Raw genomic sequence first — 16920 nt, 5'->3', positions numbered from 1 at the left:
ACAGAAACATTGCCAAAAAAATGGGGACGTACCCCATTTTTCAAGAAACATTTCCTGAAAAATGGGGTCCGTCCCCATTTTTGGAGAAACACTGACTTACCGTTCCGGCCGCAGCGCGGCCCGCAGCAGCACGATCAGCGCGCCTTCGCCGCCCTCGGCAGCCTGGGCCTGGCAAAAGGCGATCACGCCGTCGGTCTGCACCAGCCAGCTGTGCACCATGGACTTGAGGACGGGTTCGCCGCCGCGCGAGCCGAAGCCGCGGCCATGGATCACGCACACGCAGCGCTGGTTGCGCTGGACCGCCTTGTGCAGGAAGGAAGCCAGGGTTTCACGGGCGTCGTCCCGGCGCAGGCCGTGCAGGTCCAGTTCATCCTGCACCGGCCAGTAGTTCTTGCGCAGGCGCTTCATCACGTCGCTGCCCACGCCGGGAGCGAGGTAGTTCAGCGACGGTTCTTCTTCCATGTAGTGCTCGACGCCGAACAGGTCGGACAGCGATTCGCGCAGCACCGCCGCGTCGTCGTCCTTCTGCTCGGACGCCGTCAGCTTGCGCTTGGGCGGCGCGGGCGGCGTGATGACCGGTTTCGGCAACTGCGGCACGTAGCGGTTCGATTCGGGCAGCTTGTTGACGCCCTTCATCGTGGTGCGGAAGATGCTCGCCTCGGCTACGCGCTGCTTTTCGCGCTCGACGCGCTCGGCCTCGGCCTTCGCGCGTTCGGCTTCCTGCCTGGCGCGCTCCTCGCCCTTGCCCTTCAGCTGCTGGGCCAGGGCCTTCAGCTCGGCGAAATCCTTCAGGCTGCCTGCCATGGGCATTCTCCTTCTTACTCCTGCGCTTCCAGGTAGCGCTGCGCATCCAGCGCGGCCATGCAGCCGGTGCCGGCGCTGGTGATCGCCTGGCGGTAGACGTGGTCCTGCACGTCGCCTGCGGCGAACACGCCCGGGACGGACGTGGCGGTGGCCATGCCTTCGGTGCCGGCGCGCGTCTTCAGGTAGCCGTTGTGCATCTCCAGCTGGCCTTCGAAGATGCCCGTGTTGGGCTTGTGGCCGATGGCCACGAACAGGCCGTGCACGGTGATCTTCGACTGTTCGCCGTCGTTGGAGCGCAGCGTCAGGCCCGTCACGCCGCTGTCGTCGCCATTCACTTCATGCAGGTTGTTGTTCAGCTTCAGCTCGATCTTGCCTTCGGCGACCTTGGCCATCAGGCGGTCGACCAGGATCGGCTCGGCGCGGAATTTGTCACGGCGGTGAATCAGCGTGACCTTGCTGGCGATGTTCGACAGGTACAGCGCTTCCTCGACGGCGGTATTGCCGCCGCCGATCACGGCCACTTCCTGGCCGCGGTAGAAGAAGCCGTCGCAGGTGGCGCAGGCCGACACGCCGCGGCCCATGTACGCTTCTTCCGACGGCAGGCCCAGATACTGGGCGGAGGCGCCGGTGGCGATGATCAGCGCGTCGCAGGTATATTCGCCGGCATCGCCGATCAGGCGGAACGGTTTTTCATCCAGCTTGGTCGTATGGATATGGTCGAACACGATCTCGGTATTGAAACGCTCGGCGTGCTGCAGCAGGCGCTGCATCAGCTCCGGACCCTGCACGCCCAGCGGATCGCCGGGCCAGTTTTCCACGTCCGTCGTCGTCATCAATTGGCCGCCCTGTTCGACGCCGGTGATCAGCATCGGCTTCAGGTTGGCACGCGCGGCGTACACCGCGGCGCTGTAGCCGGCGGGACCGGAGCCAAGGATCAGGACGCGGGCGTGTTTGGTAGTGGTCATGGAAGCTTCTCTGCGAAATTAGGAAATAAGGCGATGCATGCAAGCCGGTCGATGTCAGCCGATCGATGTCAGCCAATCAATGTTAGCCGACCGATGTTAGCCAATGAATAAGCCGACTGTGGACACCAGTCCTGGATAAGGGTACCAACCGTATATGGAGGCCTTGCCGAATCGCACAAGTGGTCCGGTCCAGTCGCCCGGTCGACAAAAGCGAGATTATATGCGAACCCCCACTTTCTTGAATCGGGAGGCCTGAAGAGGCCGGGATGCCTTAAAATAAGCGCAATAGAAACAATTCCCCTGGCGCAACTTCTGACTTGACCGTCCTGCGCCCACTCACCGCACAGCATTCATCGAAGCAGCAATGAGCAAAACCACGCAACAGACGAGCAATTCCTACCGGCGTACGGCAACCGAAAGACAACCGTTGCCGAGCCGGCTGGTGCGCCTGCTTTCGGAGGCACGCTGGCTGGCGCTGGTGTTCGCCTGCCTGTATTTCGTCCTGATCCTGGCCAGCTACCACGAAGGCGATCCGGGCTGGTCGCATGCCAGCGTGGTGCCGGACGTGAAGAACCTGGGCGGCCGCGGCGGCGCCTGGCTGTCCGACCTGATGCTGTACATCTTCGGCTTCTCGGCCTGGTGGTTCTGCATCTACCTGGTGCGCTTCGTGTGGCGCGGCTATCGCCGGCTGACCAACAAGTTCGTGCTGGAGCAGGAAGAAGACGAAGAGCACAGCCATGAGGGCATCATCCGCCTGATCGGCTTCGTGCTGCTGCTGACGGGCAGCATGGGCCTGGAATACCTGCGCATGTATTCGCTGCCGGCCGACCTGCCGCGCGCGCCCGGCGGCGTGCTGGGCCAGCTGGTCGGCCATGCGGCGCATGTGGGGCTGGGCTTCACGGGGGCCACGCTGATCCTGCTGCTGTTGCTGGGCATGGGCATTTCGCTGTTCTTCCACGTCTCGTGGCTGACCGTGGCCGAGCGCATCGGCGCCGGCATCGAGACCGCGATCGAATGGATCATGCTGCGCTACGAGGATGCGCAAGACCGCCGGCAGGGTGCGGCGGCCACCATGAAGCGCGAGGAAGTCGTCGTCAAGGAACGCGTCAAGCACGAGGAAAAGCACCCGGAGATCCTGCCGCTGAAGGTGGAGCCGCAGATGGTGGTGGTGCCGAAGGCCGAGCCGGTGGAGAAGCCCGAGCGGGTCTCGAAGGAAAAGCAGCCGTCGCTGTTCACGGAGGCGGAACTGCCGCGCGAAAGGCCGGTGCTGTTCCAGAATATCGACAACACCGACCTGCCGCCGCTGGCGCTGCTGGACGAGCCGCCGCCCGCGCAGGAAACGGTGTCCATCGAAACGCTGGAATTCACCAGCCGCCTGATCGAGAAGAAGCTGTCCGACTTCGGCGTGGAAGCGAAGGTCGTCGCCGCCTACCCCGGCCCGGTGGTCACGCGCTACGAAATCGAACCCGCCACCGGCGTGAAGGGCAGCCAGATCGTCAATCTGGCGCGCGACCTGGCGCGCTCGCTGTCGCTGACGTCGATCCGCGTGGTCGAAACGATCCCGGGCAAGAACTACATGGCGCTCGAGCTGCCGAACCTGAAGCGCCAGATCGTGCGGCTGACCGAGATCCTCGGCTCGAAGGTCTACAACGACAGCGCCTCGGCGCTCACCGTCGCACTGGGCAAGGACATCGCCGGCAAGCCGGTGGTGGCCGACCTGGCGAAGATGCCGCACCTGCTGGTGGCCGGTACCACCGGCTCCGGTAAGTCGGTGGGTATCAATGCCACCATCCTGTCGCTGCTGTACAAGGCCGATCCGCACGATGTGCGGATGATCCTGATCGACCCGAAGATGCTGGAAATGTCCGTCTACGAAGGCATCCCGCACCTCCTCGCGCCGGTGGTCACGGACATGCGCCAGGCCGGCCATGCGCTGAACTGGGCTGTCAACGAGATGGAGCGCCGCTACAAGCTGATGTCGAAGCTGGGCGTGCGTAACCTGGCCGGCTACAACGCCAAGATCGCCGATGCGAAAAAGAAGGAACAGCACATCCCGAACCCGTTCTCGCTGACGCCGGATTCGCCGGAACCGCTGGAGAAGCTGCCGACCATCGTCATCATCATCGACGAGCTGGCCGACCTGATGATGGTGGTGGGTAAAAAGGTGGAAGAGCTGATCGCGCGGATCGCGCAAAAGGCGCGTGCCGCCGGCCTGCACTTGATCCTGGCCACGCAGCGCCCATCTGTGGACGTGATCACGGGCCTGATCAAGGCGAACATCCCGACGCGTATCGCGTTCCAGGTGTCGTCGAAGATCGACTCGCGCACGATCCTGGACCAGATGGGCGCCGAAACGCTGCTGGGCATGGGCGACATGCTGTACATGCCACCCGGGACAGGATTGCCGGTCCGCGTGCACGGCGCCTTCGTCTCCGACGAGGAAGTGCACCGCGTGGTGGCGCACCTGAAGGAACAGGGCGAACCGAACTACGTGGATGGCATCCTCGAAGGCGGCACGCTGGAAGGCGAGGGTGGCGGTGCCGATGGCGCCATGGCCGGCGAGGGCGGCGGCGAGGCCGACCCGATGTACGACCAGGCCGTGCAGGTGGTGCTGAAGAACCGCCGCGCTTCGATCTCGCTGGTGCAGCGCCACCTGCGCATCGGCTACAACCGCGCGGCGCGCCTGCTGGAACAGATGGAACAGAGCGGCGTGGTCTCGGCCATGCAATCGAACGGCAACCGGGATATCCTCGTGCCGGCCGCCTCCGCGGAATAAAGGACAAGAATGGCAAACCAGCATATCAATCGTTTCATCGCCGCCGCCCTGGCGGTGTCGTTCGCCGGTGCCGCGCAAGCCGCTGCACTGGACCAGTTCAAATCGTTCGTGGGTTCGACCAAATCGGCACGGGGCGAATTCACGCAGACCATGACGAAGAACGTCGACGGCGCGAAGAAGACCTCGGCGCCATCGACCGGCACCTTCGTGTTCGCCCGTCCGGGAAAGTTCATCTGGACCTACCAGAAGCCGTATGAACAGGTGCTGCAGGCCGACGGCGAGCAGCTGTTCATCTACGACCGGGACCTGAACCAGGTCACCGTGAAGAAGCTGGGCGATGCGCTGGGCTCTTCGCCGGCGGCCATCCTGTTCGGCTCCAACGACCTGGAAAAGAACTTCACGCTGAGCGAAGGCGGCACGCGCAACGGCCTGGAGTGGCTGAAGGCCGTGCCGAAAGCCAAGGACACCAGTTTCGAGCTGATCGCCATCGGCCTGAAGAACGGCCAGCCGGAAGCGATGGAGCTGACGGATAACTTCGGCCAGGTCTCGACGCTGGCGTTCCGCAAGTTCGAGAAGAATCCGGCCCTGGGTGGCACGGCGTTCAAGTTCGACGTGCCGAAGGGCGCCGACGTCGTCAAACAGTAACGTCGTCGAACAGTCACGTCGTCAAACAATAAAACATGGCCGATCTCTTTTCCACCGAACCCCGGCAGCCGCTGGCCGAGGCGCTGCGCCCGAAAACGCTGGACGAAGTGATCGGCCAGGGCCACCTGCTGGGCGAAGGCAAGCCGCTGCGCCTGGCGTTCCAGGCCGGCAAGCCGCATTCGATGATCCTGTGGGGGCCGCCGGGCGTGGGCAAGACCACGCTGGCGCGGCTCACCGCCAATGCCTTCGACTCGGCCTTCATCGCGCTCTCCGCGGTGTTCGCGGGCGTCAAGGACATCCGCGCCGCGATGGAACAGGCGCAGCAGAACCTGGACCAGTTCGGCCGCCACACGATCCTGTTCGTCGACGAGATCCACCGCTTCAACAAGGCGCAGCAGGATGCGCTGCTGCCGTTCGTCGAATCGGGCCTGGTGACGTTCATCGGCGCGACCACGGAAAACCCCAGCTTCGAGGTCAACTCGGCCTTGCTGTCGCGCGCCCAGGTCTACGTGCTGAAATCGCTGACCGATGCCGAGATGCGCCAGCTGCTGGAGAAGGCTCGCTCGACCGCGCTGCCGGGCCTGACCTTCGACGACGTGGCCATCGACACGCTGGTCGGCTTTGCCGATGGCGATGCGCGCCGCTTCCTGAACCTGCTCGAACAGGCCGACACGGCGGCCCGCTCGGCGCGCATCACGCATATCGACGCGAAGTTTGTCGAAAACGCGATGACCCTGAACGCACGCCGTTTCGACAAGGGCGGCGACAATTTCTACGACCAGATCTCGGCGCTGCACAAGTCCGTGCGCGGCTCGCATCCCGACGCGGCGCTGTACTGGTTCTGCCGCATGATCGACGGCGGCGCCGATCCGCGCTACCTGGCGCGCCGCATCATCCGCATGGCCTGGGAAGACATCGGCCTGGCCGATCCCCGCGCGCTGACGATCGTCAACGATGCCGCCGAGACCTACGAACGGCTGGGCTCACCCGAGGGCGAGCTGGCGCTGGGGCAGGCCGTGGTCTACCTGGCCATCGCCGCCAAGAGCAATGCCGGCTACAACGCCTTCAATGCCGCCATGGCCTTCGTGAAGAAGGACAAGTCGCGCGAGGTGCCTGTCCACCTGCGCAACGCGCCGACCAAGCTGATGAAGGAACTGGGCTACGGGCACGAGTACCGCTATGCCCACGACGAGCCGAATGCCTATGCGGCCGGCGAGACGTACCTGCCGGACGGGATTCCCGAGCCGCGCTGGTACAAGCCCGTACCGCGCGGCGTGGAGTCGAAGATCGCGGAAAAGCTCGCGTGGCTGCGCGAGCTGGACCGGCAGGCGGGCGAAGAATAACAACTGTGGAGGGCATGTGGCAGCGACACTCATCGGCAATACCCGGGTCTTCGTCGACGGCACCGGCCCCGACACCATCCTGATGCTCCACGGCTGGCCCGACACGGCCGCCATGTGGGAGCCGCAAGTAGCGGCACTGAGCCCATATTTCCGTTGCGTGCGCTTCACCTGGCCTGGTTTCGAAACCGGCGCGGCGCGCAAGGAATATTCGCTCGATGAGCTGCTCGGCCTGTGCGAGCGGGTGGTGCGCGAAACCAGCCCGGATCGCCCGGTGACGCTGCTCGTGCACGACTGGGGTTGCGTGTTCGGCTACCAGTTCGCCCAGCGCCACCCGGACCTTGTCGCGCGCGTGATCGGCGTGGACATCGGCGACGGTGGTTCGAAGGCGCACCTGGACGAGATCGGCCTGAAGGGCAAGCTCGGCATCGTGTCATACCAGCTGTGGCTGGCGGCGGCCTGGAAGATCGGCGGCGGCATCGGCGAATCGATGACGCGCTCGTTCGCGAAGAAGGCCGGCGTGCCGGTAGCGCCCGAGGCGCTCACGCCGGAAAAGAACTATCCGTACTACTCGACCTGGACCGGCAAGTACAAGAGCATGAAGCCGTTCCGGCCGGCGTGCCCGATGCTGTTCATCTACGGCACGCGCAAGCCGTTCATGTTCCACTCGACAGCGTGGGCGGCCGAGCTGAAGTCCAAGGCGGGTTGCCAGGTCGTGGCGATGGACACCGATCACTGGCCGATGCTGCGCCAGCCTGCGCAGTTCAACGACATCGTGATCGGCTGGCTGCGCGGGAATGCGCTTGCCGGTCTCGCGGCAGCCGCGTCCTGAAGCGCGGGCGGGAGTGCCTGGTTGACGCGGTCAGGCTGGCTGCCTGCCTGGCCGCCGGCCGGACTTCCAGCCTATGAATGCAAGGCCGGCGGCAAGCATGGTCCAGGTCGCCGGTTCTGGAACGGCGGCCAGCGGATCGAGGCGGATTGCATAGCAGCCGGTCGTCACGACGCAGCCGGTGCCGATGATCTGGCCGGCGTCGTTGATTCCCGAAAGCGCACTCCACCCCACCCACCAGCGCGGGTCGTCGACCAGCTGCTCGATGCTGTAGGCACTACCGTCGGGGAATCCCAGCATGCCGACCTGATTGGTGCGATGATCGAGCCCGGTCGCCAGTCCGGTGGCGTTCATGTCCGTGATTGCGCTCAGGCGATAGGACGTTTCGACCACGCCGTCGCGGAACACGATTGCCTCGGTATGTGCCACGGTACCCGAAAGACGCACGCCGTAGTATCCGCCATCTGGCGCGAATCCGGTCAGGGCCAGATCGGTGTCGATGACGGTCATCGCGCCGTTTTCATAAACGAAGTTCTTCCACGTGCCGGCGATATCCTGTGCCTTTCCCAGGACGCGCCCGTCCTCGTGGATCGCCGTTACCGCGCTGCCTTCACCGCCCAGCGTGCCGATAACGACCATGCCACCGGCTTCCGTATAGACGAAGCCGCGCTGGGACCGTTCTCCTGTGCCGAGGTGCCCGATCACGGTACCGGCATCATTGATACCGGTAGCTATGCTGCGGGCACCGCCGATTGCCCGCATGACGTTGTCTTTCCATATGAACGCCCGCAGCTGATTGCTCGCATCTTGGGAGCGTCCAACGACCGTATTGCTGCTGTTGATGTCATGCCCGTAAGTGGCGTGGCCACCCAGCGTGCCCAGCATCGTTTGCTGCACGCCGTCCGTTACGATGGGGCGGCTGTCGTTCCAGTTCGATTGCGACAGCAGGACCGTGCCATTGTTGCCGATGGCGGCGGTGTACCAGTCTGTAATGCTGAGGATGACGACTTTATATTTCGGCGTGCCGGCCGCCAGGGCGGAAGCGGACAACGTCAACAGTGCAAGTGCAGTGGCCAAGTTTCGCATTTCCATCTCCCGTTTGCCAGGCCGGCGACCCGGTCAAACCAGCTTAGTCCATCGCCAAGGGAAAGTCGCCCACGGCTTTGGCTTTTCTGTGCCGAGGTAACCGTTACCTGTACCATTCCGCCTGGACGGGCAAACCGGAGAGCGAAGCCGCGAATCGACGGTCGCTGGCCGATCGCCATGCCGATGCCCCGCACGTCCGCTGCACAACCGACCCGTGCCGTAAACGCCGGGTTTTCGACCACAAGGAACCTACTCATGCACTACCTGCTCACTTATGAACTGGCCGGCGACTACCTGCAGCGCCGCGGCGAGTTCCGCGATGAACACCTGAAGCTGGCGTGGGATGCCGTCGAGCGGGGCGAACTGTTGCTGGCCGGGGCGGCCGGCGAGCCGATCGACGTTGCCCAGCTCGTCTTTACCATCGACGCACCGGATATCGCCGAAGCGTTCGCGGCCGCCGATCCGTATGTGAAGCATGGCCTCGTCAAGCGCTGGACCGTGCGTAAATGGCACACCGTCGTGGGTGAACTGGCCAGCACGCCGGTCCGGTAACGCCCCTCATCGGGTGGTGAAATCGTTTGCCACCTGATTAATTCCCCAGCAGTAACCCCTTCCTGATTTTTCTCAGTTGCCTCCTTGCGTTCGCGCAATCGGCGGGGCACGTGGCGGCCTAAGCTGTGATCCTGGTCAAGCCAGGTCCGGCACGGTTTTCATGCATCTCATGCCGCGTTTTTCACGCTTCGTCGCACGTCGATGGAGACGCAGAACGCCTTTAGGTACAGTGCAAACATACCGGAACGTCCTGCGGCACGAACCGGAACCCGCCAAAAACCAACCACCATCGGAGCCCATCATGAACGCACTGAAACACATGGAAGCCATCTTCTTCACGGTCGCCGCCGTCGGCGTCAGCTTCGCCATCGCCACCAGCGAAACCCAGCCGCTCGTCGTGGCCGCCGACCGTCCGCTGTTCATCCATCCGGACGTGCAGATGCCGGTCGTGACAGTTGCCGCCAAGCGCCTGACCGCCGCCGAAAAAGCCGAGCTGATGTAACGCGGCCGGCCCGGCAGGGCCGCGCCGCGAGGGCGTAAAACTCCTGGGAAGCAGCGTCCTCTTGGTACAATTGCGGTTTCGACATTCGCTGCGATTGCCCCATGATTGACATCCAACTTCTCCGTAAAGACATCGACACCGTGGCCGCCCGCCTGGCGGCCCGCAAGTTCCAGCTGGACGTTGCCGGATTCACCGCCCTGGAGTCCGAGCGCAAGGCGATCCAGACGCGTACCGAGGAACTGCAAAGCAAGCGCAATTCGCTGTCCAAGCAGATCGGCATGTTGAAGGGCAAAGGGGAAGATACTTCCGCCGTGATGGCGGAAGTGGCCGGCATCGGCGACGAGTTGAAGAACAACGAAGCCGCGCTGGCCGTCCTGCAGCACAAACTCCAGGCCTTCCTGCACGCTGTGCCGAACGTGCCGCATGAATCGGTGCCCGTCGGTACCGACGAATCGGGCAACGTGGAAGTGCGCAAGGTCGGCACGCCGCGCAGCTTCGACTTCGAGGTGAAAGACCACGTGGACGTCGGCGCCGCGCTGGGCCTGGACTTCGACACCGCGACCAAGCTGACCGGTTCGCGCTTCTCCGTCATGAAGGGTGGCATCGCGCGCCTGCATCGCGCGCTGGCCCAGTTCATGCTCGACACGCATACCGACAAGCACGGCTACACCGAGTGCTACACGCCGTACATGGCCAATGCCGACTCGCTGCTCGGCACCGGCCAGTTGCCGAAATTCGAAGCCGACCTGTTCTCGGTGAAGAAGGGCGGCGCGGAAGGCGAGGGCGAAACCTTCTACCTGATCCCCACGTCGGAAGTGACGCTGACGAACACCGTGCGCGACGAGATCGTGCCGCTGGAGGCGCTGCCGCTGAAGATGACGGCGCACACGCCATGCTTCCGTTCGGAAGCGGGCAGCTACGGCCGCGACACGCGCGGCATGATCCGCCAGCACCAGTTCGACAAGGTCGAGATGGTGCAGATCGTCCACCCGGATGCTTCCTACCAGGTGCTGGACGAGATGGTGGGCCACGCCGAGACGATCCTGCAGGCGCTGGGCCTGCCGTACCGCGTGCTGTCGCTGTGCACCGGCGACATGGGCTTCAGCGCCGCCAAGACGTTCGACCTGGAAGTGTGGCTGCCTGCGCAGAACACGTACCGCGAGATCTCGTCGCTGTCGAACTGCGAAGCCTTCCAGGCCCGCCGCATGCAGGCCCGCTTCCGCAATGCGCAGGGCAAGCCGGAACTGGTGCACACGCTGAACGGCTCCGGCCTGGCCGTCGGCCGCACGCTGGTGGCCGTGCTGGAGAACTACCAGCAAGCCGATGGCAGCGTGGAAATCCCGCAAGTCCTGCGCGGCTACATGGGCGGCCTGACGCACCTGAAAGCCTCGCAGTAAAGCCTGACCTCGGCTTGTGAAAATAGCCCTTCCATTTTCTTTTTGGGGTGGCTATAATCTTGCCTTCTCGCAGCGATGCGGGAAAGGAGAGGTGGCAGAGTGGTCGAATGTACTTGACTCGAAATCAAGCGATGGGGCAACCCATCCGTGGGTTCGAATCCCACCCTCTCCGCCATGAATAAAGAAAAACGGCCACCCCTGCGGGTGGCCGTTTTTTTTTATTCGGACGGAGAGGGTGGGATTCGAAGACCCGCGCTTACCAGCGCGGGGCTCTCCGAATCGCCCATTTGCCGCTGCTTCGCAGCGGCTTCGCCGGCGCTTTGCGCTGGCGCTCGTTCCCTGACTTCTGCACCCTCTCCGCCATGAATAAAGTAAAACGGCCACCCCTGCGGGTGGCCGTTTTTTTTATTCGGACGGAGAGGGTGGGATTCGAAGACCCGCGCTTACCAGCGCGGGGCTCTCCGAATCGCCCATTCTTTGGCGCTCCGCGCCGCCTGCTCCATCAAAACGGCCACCGCTGCGGGTGGCCGTTTTTTTTTATTCGGACGGAGAGGGTGGGATTCGAAGACCCGCGCTTACCAGCGCTAGGCTCTCCGAATCGCCCATTTGCCGCTGCTTCGCAGCGGCTTCGCCGGCGCTCCGCGCTAGCGCTCGTTCCCCACTTCTGCATCTCTCCGCCATGAATAAACGAAAACAGCCTTCCCTGCGGAAGGCCGTTTTTTTTATTCGGACGGAGAGGGTGGGATTCGAAGACCCGCGCTTACCAGTGCCAGGCTCTCCGAATCGCCCCTCCATGCAGCCCCCACCAAACAAACCGCCTCCCCATTCGTCTAATGATCAGCTGCCTGCCTTCGCCTACCCGCGCGGCAGGCAAAGCGCCGTTCCGCCACCGCCCGATGACAAGGCTGGAGGCGAGGGCGCCACACCGGCCGACCAGAGCCGGAGCCATCCGAAGCGCCCGCCATCCGCCAGTAGCGCTCCCGCTCCCCATGCGAGCACGCCGGCCGCCCGTTGTGCGCCGGCCTTACCGTCCAGACCGCAGTTGTCCACCATGAAAAAACCAGATCACATCCGCTTCCCATCCCGGCCACGACATTGCGCGAGCCGCCTCGCTGGTCATGCCATGCTTGTTTGCGTATCGCTCTCGGCAAATGGCGCGAACGCGCAAGAGCCACCCGCCGCCGGCACTCACGAAACGGTCCTGCCCACCGTCTACGTCACCGGCGCCAGTCCTGGCGATGAGCCAGTGCAGGGCTATGTCGCCACGCGAAGCGGCACGGCAACCAAGACGGATACGCCCATCCATGAAACGCCGCAGGCGGTATCGGTGATCACGCGCGAGGAAATGAGCGTGCGGGGCGTCCGCGACATTGGCGAGGCGGTTGCCTACACGGCTGGCTCCTCGGTCGGGGCCACCGGGGAAACCGCGCTCTTCGGCGGCAACAGCGTTCGCGTACGCGGCTTCGGCGGCGGCGGCACCGCCGGCTATTCCTTCAACGAGTACCTGGACGGCATGAAGCTCCAGGGCACCGGCTACGACGGCGGCAACCTCGATCCTTATCTGCTGGAGCGGGTGGAGGTGGTGAAGGGTCCGGCATCCGTCCTGTTTGGCCAGACGCAGCCTGGCGGTATCGTCAACATGGTCAGCAAGCGCCCCGGTCCGGGCATGGTCAACGAAGTGCGCCTCGGCGCCGGCAGCCGTTCGCGCGCCGAGGGAGCCGTCGATGCCGGTGGCAGCCTGGGTGCGCAGCTTCACTTCCGCGTGACCGGGCTGGCGCTGCGGGAAGACCTGCAGCAGGATCCCAGCGGGCGCGAGCGCCGGATGCTGGCCCCCGCGCTGTCCTGGTCGAACGGCCGGACATCGCTGACCGCACTGGCGCACTGGCAGCGCGACGAGATCGACGCCACGCTGCTGAACATCGTTCCCGCCGCCGGGCTGTTCGGCAACCCGCATGGCCGGGTGCGCAGCGATATCCGCGTCGGCGAGCCGGGTTACGAGTACTGGGATCGCACGACGATGGCGATCGGCTACCTGTTCAGCCATGCCTGGAGCGACACGCTGGCCTTCCGCCAGAACCTCCGCTACAGCCGCAACGAGCTCGATTCACAATGGGTGTACCGGCGAGCGCTGGCTACCGATGCGCGCACCCTGAACCGCAGCGCCTTCGCGGCCTTCGAGGATGCCCGCACGGCGACCCTCGACAACCAGGTGGAGTGGCGCTTCGACACGGGCGCGGCGCGCCACACCCTGCTTGCCGGCGTGGATTACCAGCGGCGCACGAACGACGCCGTGCGCCACTTCGGCACCAATGGCGTGCCGGCGATCGACCTGTTTGCCCCGGTCCACCACCAGGCCATTCCCGTCCAGCCGGTCTACCAGAGCGAGGAGGTCACGGGGCGCCAGCTGGGTCTCTACCTGCAGGACCAGATCCGCTTCGGGGCGCTGTCCGTGCTGGTCGGCGGCCGTCGTGACGATGCCCGCAGCCGCTTGCTGAACCGCCTGGCGGGTGCATGGACGGAGCAGGACGATGATGCCTTCACTGGCCGGGTCGGCATCATCTACAACCTGGCCAGCGGCTTCGCGCCATATGCCAGCTATGCGGAATCGTTCGAACCGGTCAGCGGGCGCGCTTTCGATGGCACGCTGTTCGAGCCGATGGAAGGCCGGCAATACGAAGTCGGCGTGAAGTACCAGCCGCGTGGCGCGGGCTTGCTGGCGACGGTGGCGGCGTTCGACCTGACGCAGCGGAACATGACCACCGGCGACCCCGAACACACGGGCTTCAGCATCCAGACCGGCGAGGTGCGCACGCGCGGCATCGAACTGGAAGCGAAGACGCAACTCGGCCGCAACCTGGACCTGACCGCGGCCTATACCTGGCTGGATGACAAGGTCACGCGCAGTAACGGCAGCGACCTTGGCAAGCGGCGTGCGCAGATCCCCGCGCATGCCGCATCGGTGTGGGCATTCCATTCGGTGCGCAGCGGCGTGCTCGCCGGACTGGGCACCGGCCTGGGCGCGCGATACACGGGCAAGACGCAGGGCGATGCGGCCAACATGTTCACGGTGCCGGGCCTCGCGCTGTTCGACTTCGCGCTTCGCTACGACCTGCGCGCATTGGCCGGCCACGGCAACTGGGCGCTCGAACTCAATGTGAGCAACCTCGCCGACAAGGACTACGTTGCGTCCTGCTTCGCGACGCACAGCTGCTACATCGGCCTGGGGCGTTCGGTTCGCGGCGCATTGAAGTATCGCTGGTAAGGTGAGCGCTGCCGCGGTGCTGCCTCACGCGAGGCCGAGCGCCGTCCTGCAGGATGCGTGCGCATCGCGCACCAGGAAGTTGACGGTCGTGGCCGATATCCCCAGCCGCAAGCCGACATCGCGCTGGCTGAGTCCATCCAGGCGATGCAGCTCGAAGGCGTGCCGGGTCCGTTCAGGCAGCATGTCGAGCGCACCCGTCACGCGGCTCAAGTGCTGCCGCGCCGCGGCGATGCATTCGGGCGTGCCGGCCCCTGCGTGCTCGGCCGGCGTGTCGCCATCGGCCGCGAAGAGCCGCGCTTCCCTGGCCGTGAGCCGGCAGTGGTCGATCGCCAGGTTGCGCACGACCTGGCGCGCATATGCCAGCGGCTGCCGCGCCCCGCCGCCTGCCTTGCCGAGCGTCCTGATGAATGCTTCGTGGACGATATCGTCGGCCAGCTCCGGCGCTCCCAGGAACCTGGTGGCCTCCCGGAGCAGTTGAGCGCGATGCGCAACGAAGACAGCCGACAAGGCGCCAGCCTGCGGTTCGGGGTCCAAGCGTTTCTCCTCGAGCCTGGCTTCGCCCGTGGCGCGCAGGAGTGGCGCCGTTGGCGAGGGCACCGTTGGTTGGTGGCCGTGGCTGGAGCGGGTAGTGGAAGCAGGTGACGGCAGTGTAAACCGCCCTTGTTCAAATAACAATGAGAAGTATTCGCATTGATGGCTGCTGCTTTTGCAGCCGCAAGCACAGGCACTCTCTTTGATTTGACGCAACATCGATGCTGATATAGAATCATGCCTCTCGAGTTGCAGCAAGCCTTGTGTGGCTCAAGAATGTCGAACGCGGAGTCAGCGTTTTGCATGTACCACCCAGGAGAGGTGGCAGAGTGGTCGAATGTACTTGACTCGAAATCAAGCGATGGGGCAACCCATCCGTGGGTTCGAATCCCACCCTCTCCGCCATGAATAAACAAAAACGGCCTTCCCTGCGGAAGGCCGTTTTTGTTTATTCGGACGGAGAGGGTGGGATTCGAAGACGACGCGCCTGCAGGCGCTAGGCTCTCCGAATCGCCCATTCTTGGCGCTCCGCGCCCCCTGTGCAATAAAAACGGCCTTCCCTGCGGAAGGCCGTTTTTGTTTATTCGGACGGAGAGGGTGGGATTCGAAGGCGACGCGCCTGCAGGCGCTAGGCTCTCCGAATCGCCCATTTGTCGCTGCTACGCAGCGGCTTCGCCGGCGCTCCGCGCTGGCGCTCGTTCGCTCACTTCTGCATTTCTCCGCCATGAATAAACGAAAACGGCCTTCCCTGCGGAAGGCCGTTTTTGTTCATTCGGACGGAGAGGGTGGGATTCGAAGACGACGCGCCTGCAGGCGCTAGGCTCTCCGAATCGCCCATTCTTGGCGCTCCGCGCCCCCTGTGCAATAAAAACGGCCTTCCCTGCGGAAGGCCGTTTTTGTTTATTCGGACGGAGAGGGTGGGATTCGAAGACCCGCGCTTACCAGCGCGGGGCTCTCCGAATCGCCCATTTGTCGCTGCTACGCAGCGGCTTCGCCGGCGCTCCGCGCTGGCGCTCGTTCGCTCACTTCTGCATTTCTCCGCCATGAATAAACGAAAACGGCCACCCCTGCGGGTCGGTACCGTTGCGTTGCGCGTCATCCAGCACATTGCAAGCGCATGCATTCACCCCAGCAGCGAAAGGCCGGGGTCAGACCCGCCGGGGTGTAGCAGGGGTTTCGCGAAGCATGCTTCGCGCCTGCGCAACGGTGCTGGCATGCATGCCAGTATTCCTTCCTGACCCCGGAATTTGCCTCGGGGGTGAGCTTGCTTTGACGACGTCCACCCCTGCGGCGGCCGTTCCCACTTCTGACGAAATGGTATCCGCCTTAGCGCGTCGATATCCTGCAAAAACATCAGCAAAATAATCAGACGTCTGACAAGTGAAACTCTTCTGAGACTGGAATGACCCGGCCCAACGGCCGGGCCGCCACCCTACGTCCGCGCCGCGTGCGCCTCCAGCGCCCGCCGCAGCCGCTCGCGGCTGTTGTTCAGGTGGGTGTGCATGGCAGCGCGCGCCGATTCGGCATCCTGGCGCGCGATCGCGCCATAGATATCTTCGTGTTCGCGCCGCACGCGTTCGATGAACACGTCCGGCGTATCGCGCGGCAGGTCGCTGAGCAGGGCCCGCGCGCGCGGCAGCAATTCCTTGCTCAGGTGGCTCAGCACGTCGTACAGATACGTGTTGCCGGAGGCCTGGGCGATGGAAAGGTGGAACTCGGTATCGTTGGCGGCATTGTTCCTGCCTTCGTCGCATTGGGCCAGGAAGATGTCCAACGCTGCGCGGATGCGCGCCAGCTGCTGCTCGCTGCGGCGCCGCGCCGCCAGGCCGGCGGACTCGGTCTCCAGGCTGAGGCGCAGTTCCAGGATGGCCAGCACATCGTGCTGGCGCATCTCCGCCGGCACCTGCAGCCCCATCGGCTGCACGCTGCGATCGAGCACGAAGGTGCCCTTGCCCTGCCGCGTTTCCACCACGCCGGTCGCCTGCAGCTGCGACATGGCTTCCCTCACCACGGACCGGCTCACGCCCAGCGCCTGGATGATCTCCGCCTCCGAGGGCACTTTTTCCCCGGGAACGATCCTGCCGTCGCGGATCAGGTCGGTGACATAGCTGATGACGGCGTGGGCCAGGTTGCGGGGTTTCGCGTGGCGTGGCGGCAGGTGGTTATCCATGGGTGGCATCGGGTTCCAAACATGATTGCGTTTTTTGAATGCCGTAATTATACTTGGCCGT

13 protein-coding genes and 2 tRNA genes are annotated in these 16920 nt (G+C 64.3%); 10 read left to right on the top strand and 5 right to left on the bottom strand.

From position 1 onward, the window contains the following. Positions 1-96: 96 nt before the first annotated feature. Together EYF70_RS18880 and trxB are read right to left on the bottom strand one after the other, a co-directional pair. The gene (locus EYF70_RS18880) at positions 97-804 is read right to left on the bottom strand and encodes a Smr/MutS family protein (protein WP_131146789.1); all 708 of its coding nucleotides are present in this window, start codon (positions 802-804) and stop codon (positions 97-99) included. A 14-nt stretch (positions 805-818) separates the two neighbouring features. Next, positions 819-1769 (bottom strand): thioredoxin-disulfide reductase, encoded by a 951-nt coding sequence (gene trxB / locus EYF70_RS18875; RefSeq protein WP_131146788.1) that lies wholly within the window; start codon positions 1767-1769, stop codon positions 819-821. Between the two features lie 364 nt (positions 1770-2133). Here trxB and EYF70_RS18870 point away from each other — a divergent pair, with 364 nt between their 5' ends. The 4 genes from EYF70_RS18870 to EYF70_RS18855 are packed head-to-tail and all read left to right on the top strand — an operon-like array spanning position 2134 to position 7362. Continuing rightward, on the top strand, positions 2134-4545 hold the full coding sequence (locus tag EYF70_RS18870) for a DNA translocase FtsK (protein WP_131146787.1): 2412 nt from the start codon (positions 2134-2136) through the stop codon (positions 4543-4545). Positions 4546-4554: 9 nt separating this feature from the next. Beyond that, positions 4555-5190, top strand: coding sequence for an outer membrane lipoprotein chaperone LolA (gene lolA, locus EYF70_RS18865; RefSeq protein ID WP_131146786.1), 636 nt, complete (start codon positions 4555-4557; stop codon positions 5188-5190). 35 nt (positions 5191-5225) lie between these two features. Beyond that, positions 5226-6533 carry a replication-associated recombination protein A gene (locus EYF70_RS18860; protein WP_131146785.1) on the top strand — a complete coding sequence of 436 codons (1308 nt, stop codon included), beginning with the start codon at positions 5226-5228 and terminating at the stop codon, positions 6531-6533. Between the two features lie 16 nt (positions 6534-6549). Next, on the top strand, positions 6550-7362 hold the full coding sequence (locus EYF70_RS18855; protein ID WP_229420454.1) for an alpha/beta fold hydrolase: 813 nt from the start codon (positions 6550-6552) through the stop codon (positions 7360-7362). A 30-nt stretch (positions 7363-7392) separates the two neighbouring features. Here EYF70_RS18855 and EYF70_RS18850 read toward each other — a convergent pair whose 3' ends face one another. Further along, positions 7393-8436, bottom strand: coding sequence for a PEP-CTERM sorting domain-containing protein (locus tag EYF70_RS18850; RefSeq protein ID WP_165497737.1), 1044 nt, complete (start codon positions 8434-8436; stop codon positions 7393-7395). Positions 8437-8700: 264 nt separating this feature from the next. Here EYF70_RS18850 and EYF70_RS18845 point away from each other — a divergent pair, with 264 nt between their 5' ends. From EYF70_RS18845 to EYF70_RS18825, 5 genes are all read left to right on the top strand, one after another. Further along, a complete protein-coding gene (locus EYF70_RS18845) occupies positions 8701-8997 on the top strand; it encodes a YciI-like protein (protein WP_131146783.1) in 297 nt (98 codons plus the stop codon). Between the two features lie 301 nt (positions 8998-9298). Next, on the top strand, positions 9299-9499 hold the full coding sequence (locus EYF70_RS18840; protein ID WP_131146782.1) for a hypothetical protein: 201 nt from the start codon (positions 9299-9301) through the stop codon (positions 9497-9499). A 101-nt stretch (positions 9500-9600) separates the two neighbouring features. Next, positions 9601-10896: a serine--tRNA ligase gene (gene serS, locus EYF70_RS18835; protein WP_131146781.1), complete on the top strand. Its 1296-nt coding sequence runs from the start codon at positions 9601-9603 to the stop codon at positions 10894-10896. Positions 10897-10981: 85 nt separating this feature from the next. Further along, positions 10982-11071 (top strand) — tRNA-Ser (locus EYF70_RS18830). Positions 11072-12019: 948 nt separating this feature from the next. Further along, entirely contained in the window at positions 12020-14158 is a 2139-nt protein-coding gene (locus EYF70_RS18825) for a TonB-dependent siderophore receptor (protein WP_165497736.1), read from the top strand. A 24-nt stretch (positions 14159-14182) separates the two neighbouring features. Here EYF70_RS18825 and EYF70_RS18820 read toward each other — a convergent pair whose 3' ends face one another. Next, positions 14183-14692 (bottom strand): sigma-70 family RNA polymerase sigma factor, encoded by a 510-nt coding sequence (locus EYF70_RS18820; protein WP_218943698.1) that lies wholly within the window; start codon positions 14690-14692, stop codon positions 14183-14185. A 312-nt stretch (positions 14693-15004) separates the two neighbouring features. Here EYF70_RS18820 and EYF70_RS18815 point away from each other — a divergent pair. Then, positions 15005-15094, top strand: a tRNA-Ser gene (locus EYF70_RS18815). Between the two features lie 1027 nt (positions 15095-16121). Here the strand turns inward: EYF70_RS18815 and EYF70_RS18810 are convergent. Then, entirely contained in the window at positions 16122-16868 is a 747-nt protein-coding gene (locus tag EYF70_RS18810) for a FadR/GntR family transcriptional regulator (protein WP_131146778.1), read from the bottom strand. Between the last annotated feature and the right edge of the window lie 52 nt (positions 16869-16920).

This window comes from Pseudoduganella albidiflava, assembly GCF_004322755.1.
GTDB classification, from domain to species: domain Bacteria; phylum Pseudomonadota; class Gammaproteobacteria; order Burkholderiales; family Burkholderiaceae_D; genus Rugamonas; species Rugamonas albidiflava.
Note: the sequence above shows the minus strand (reverse complement) of the source record. Positions and strands in the feature narration are given on the sequence as shown.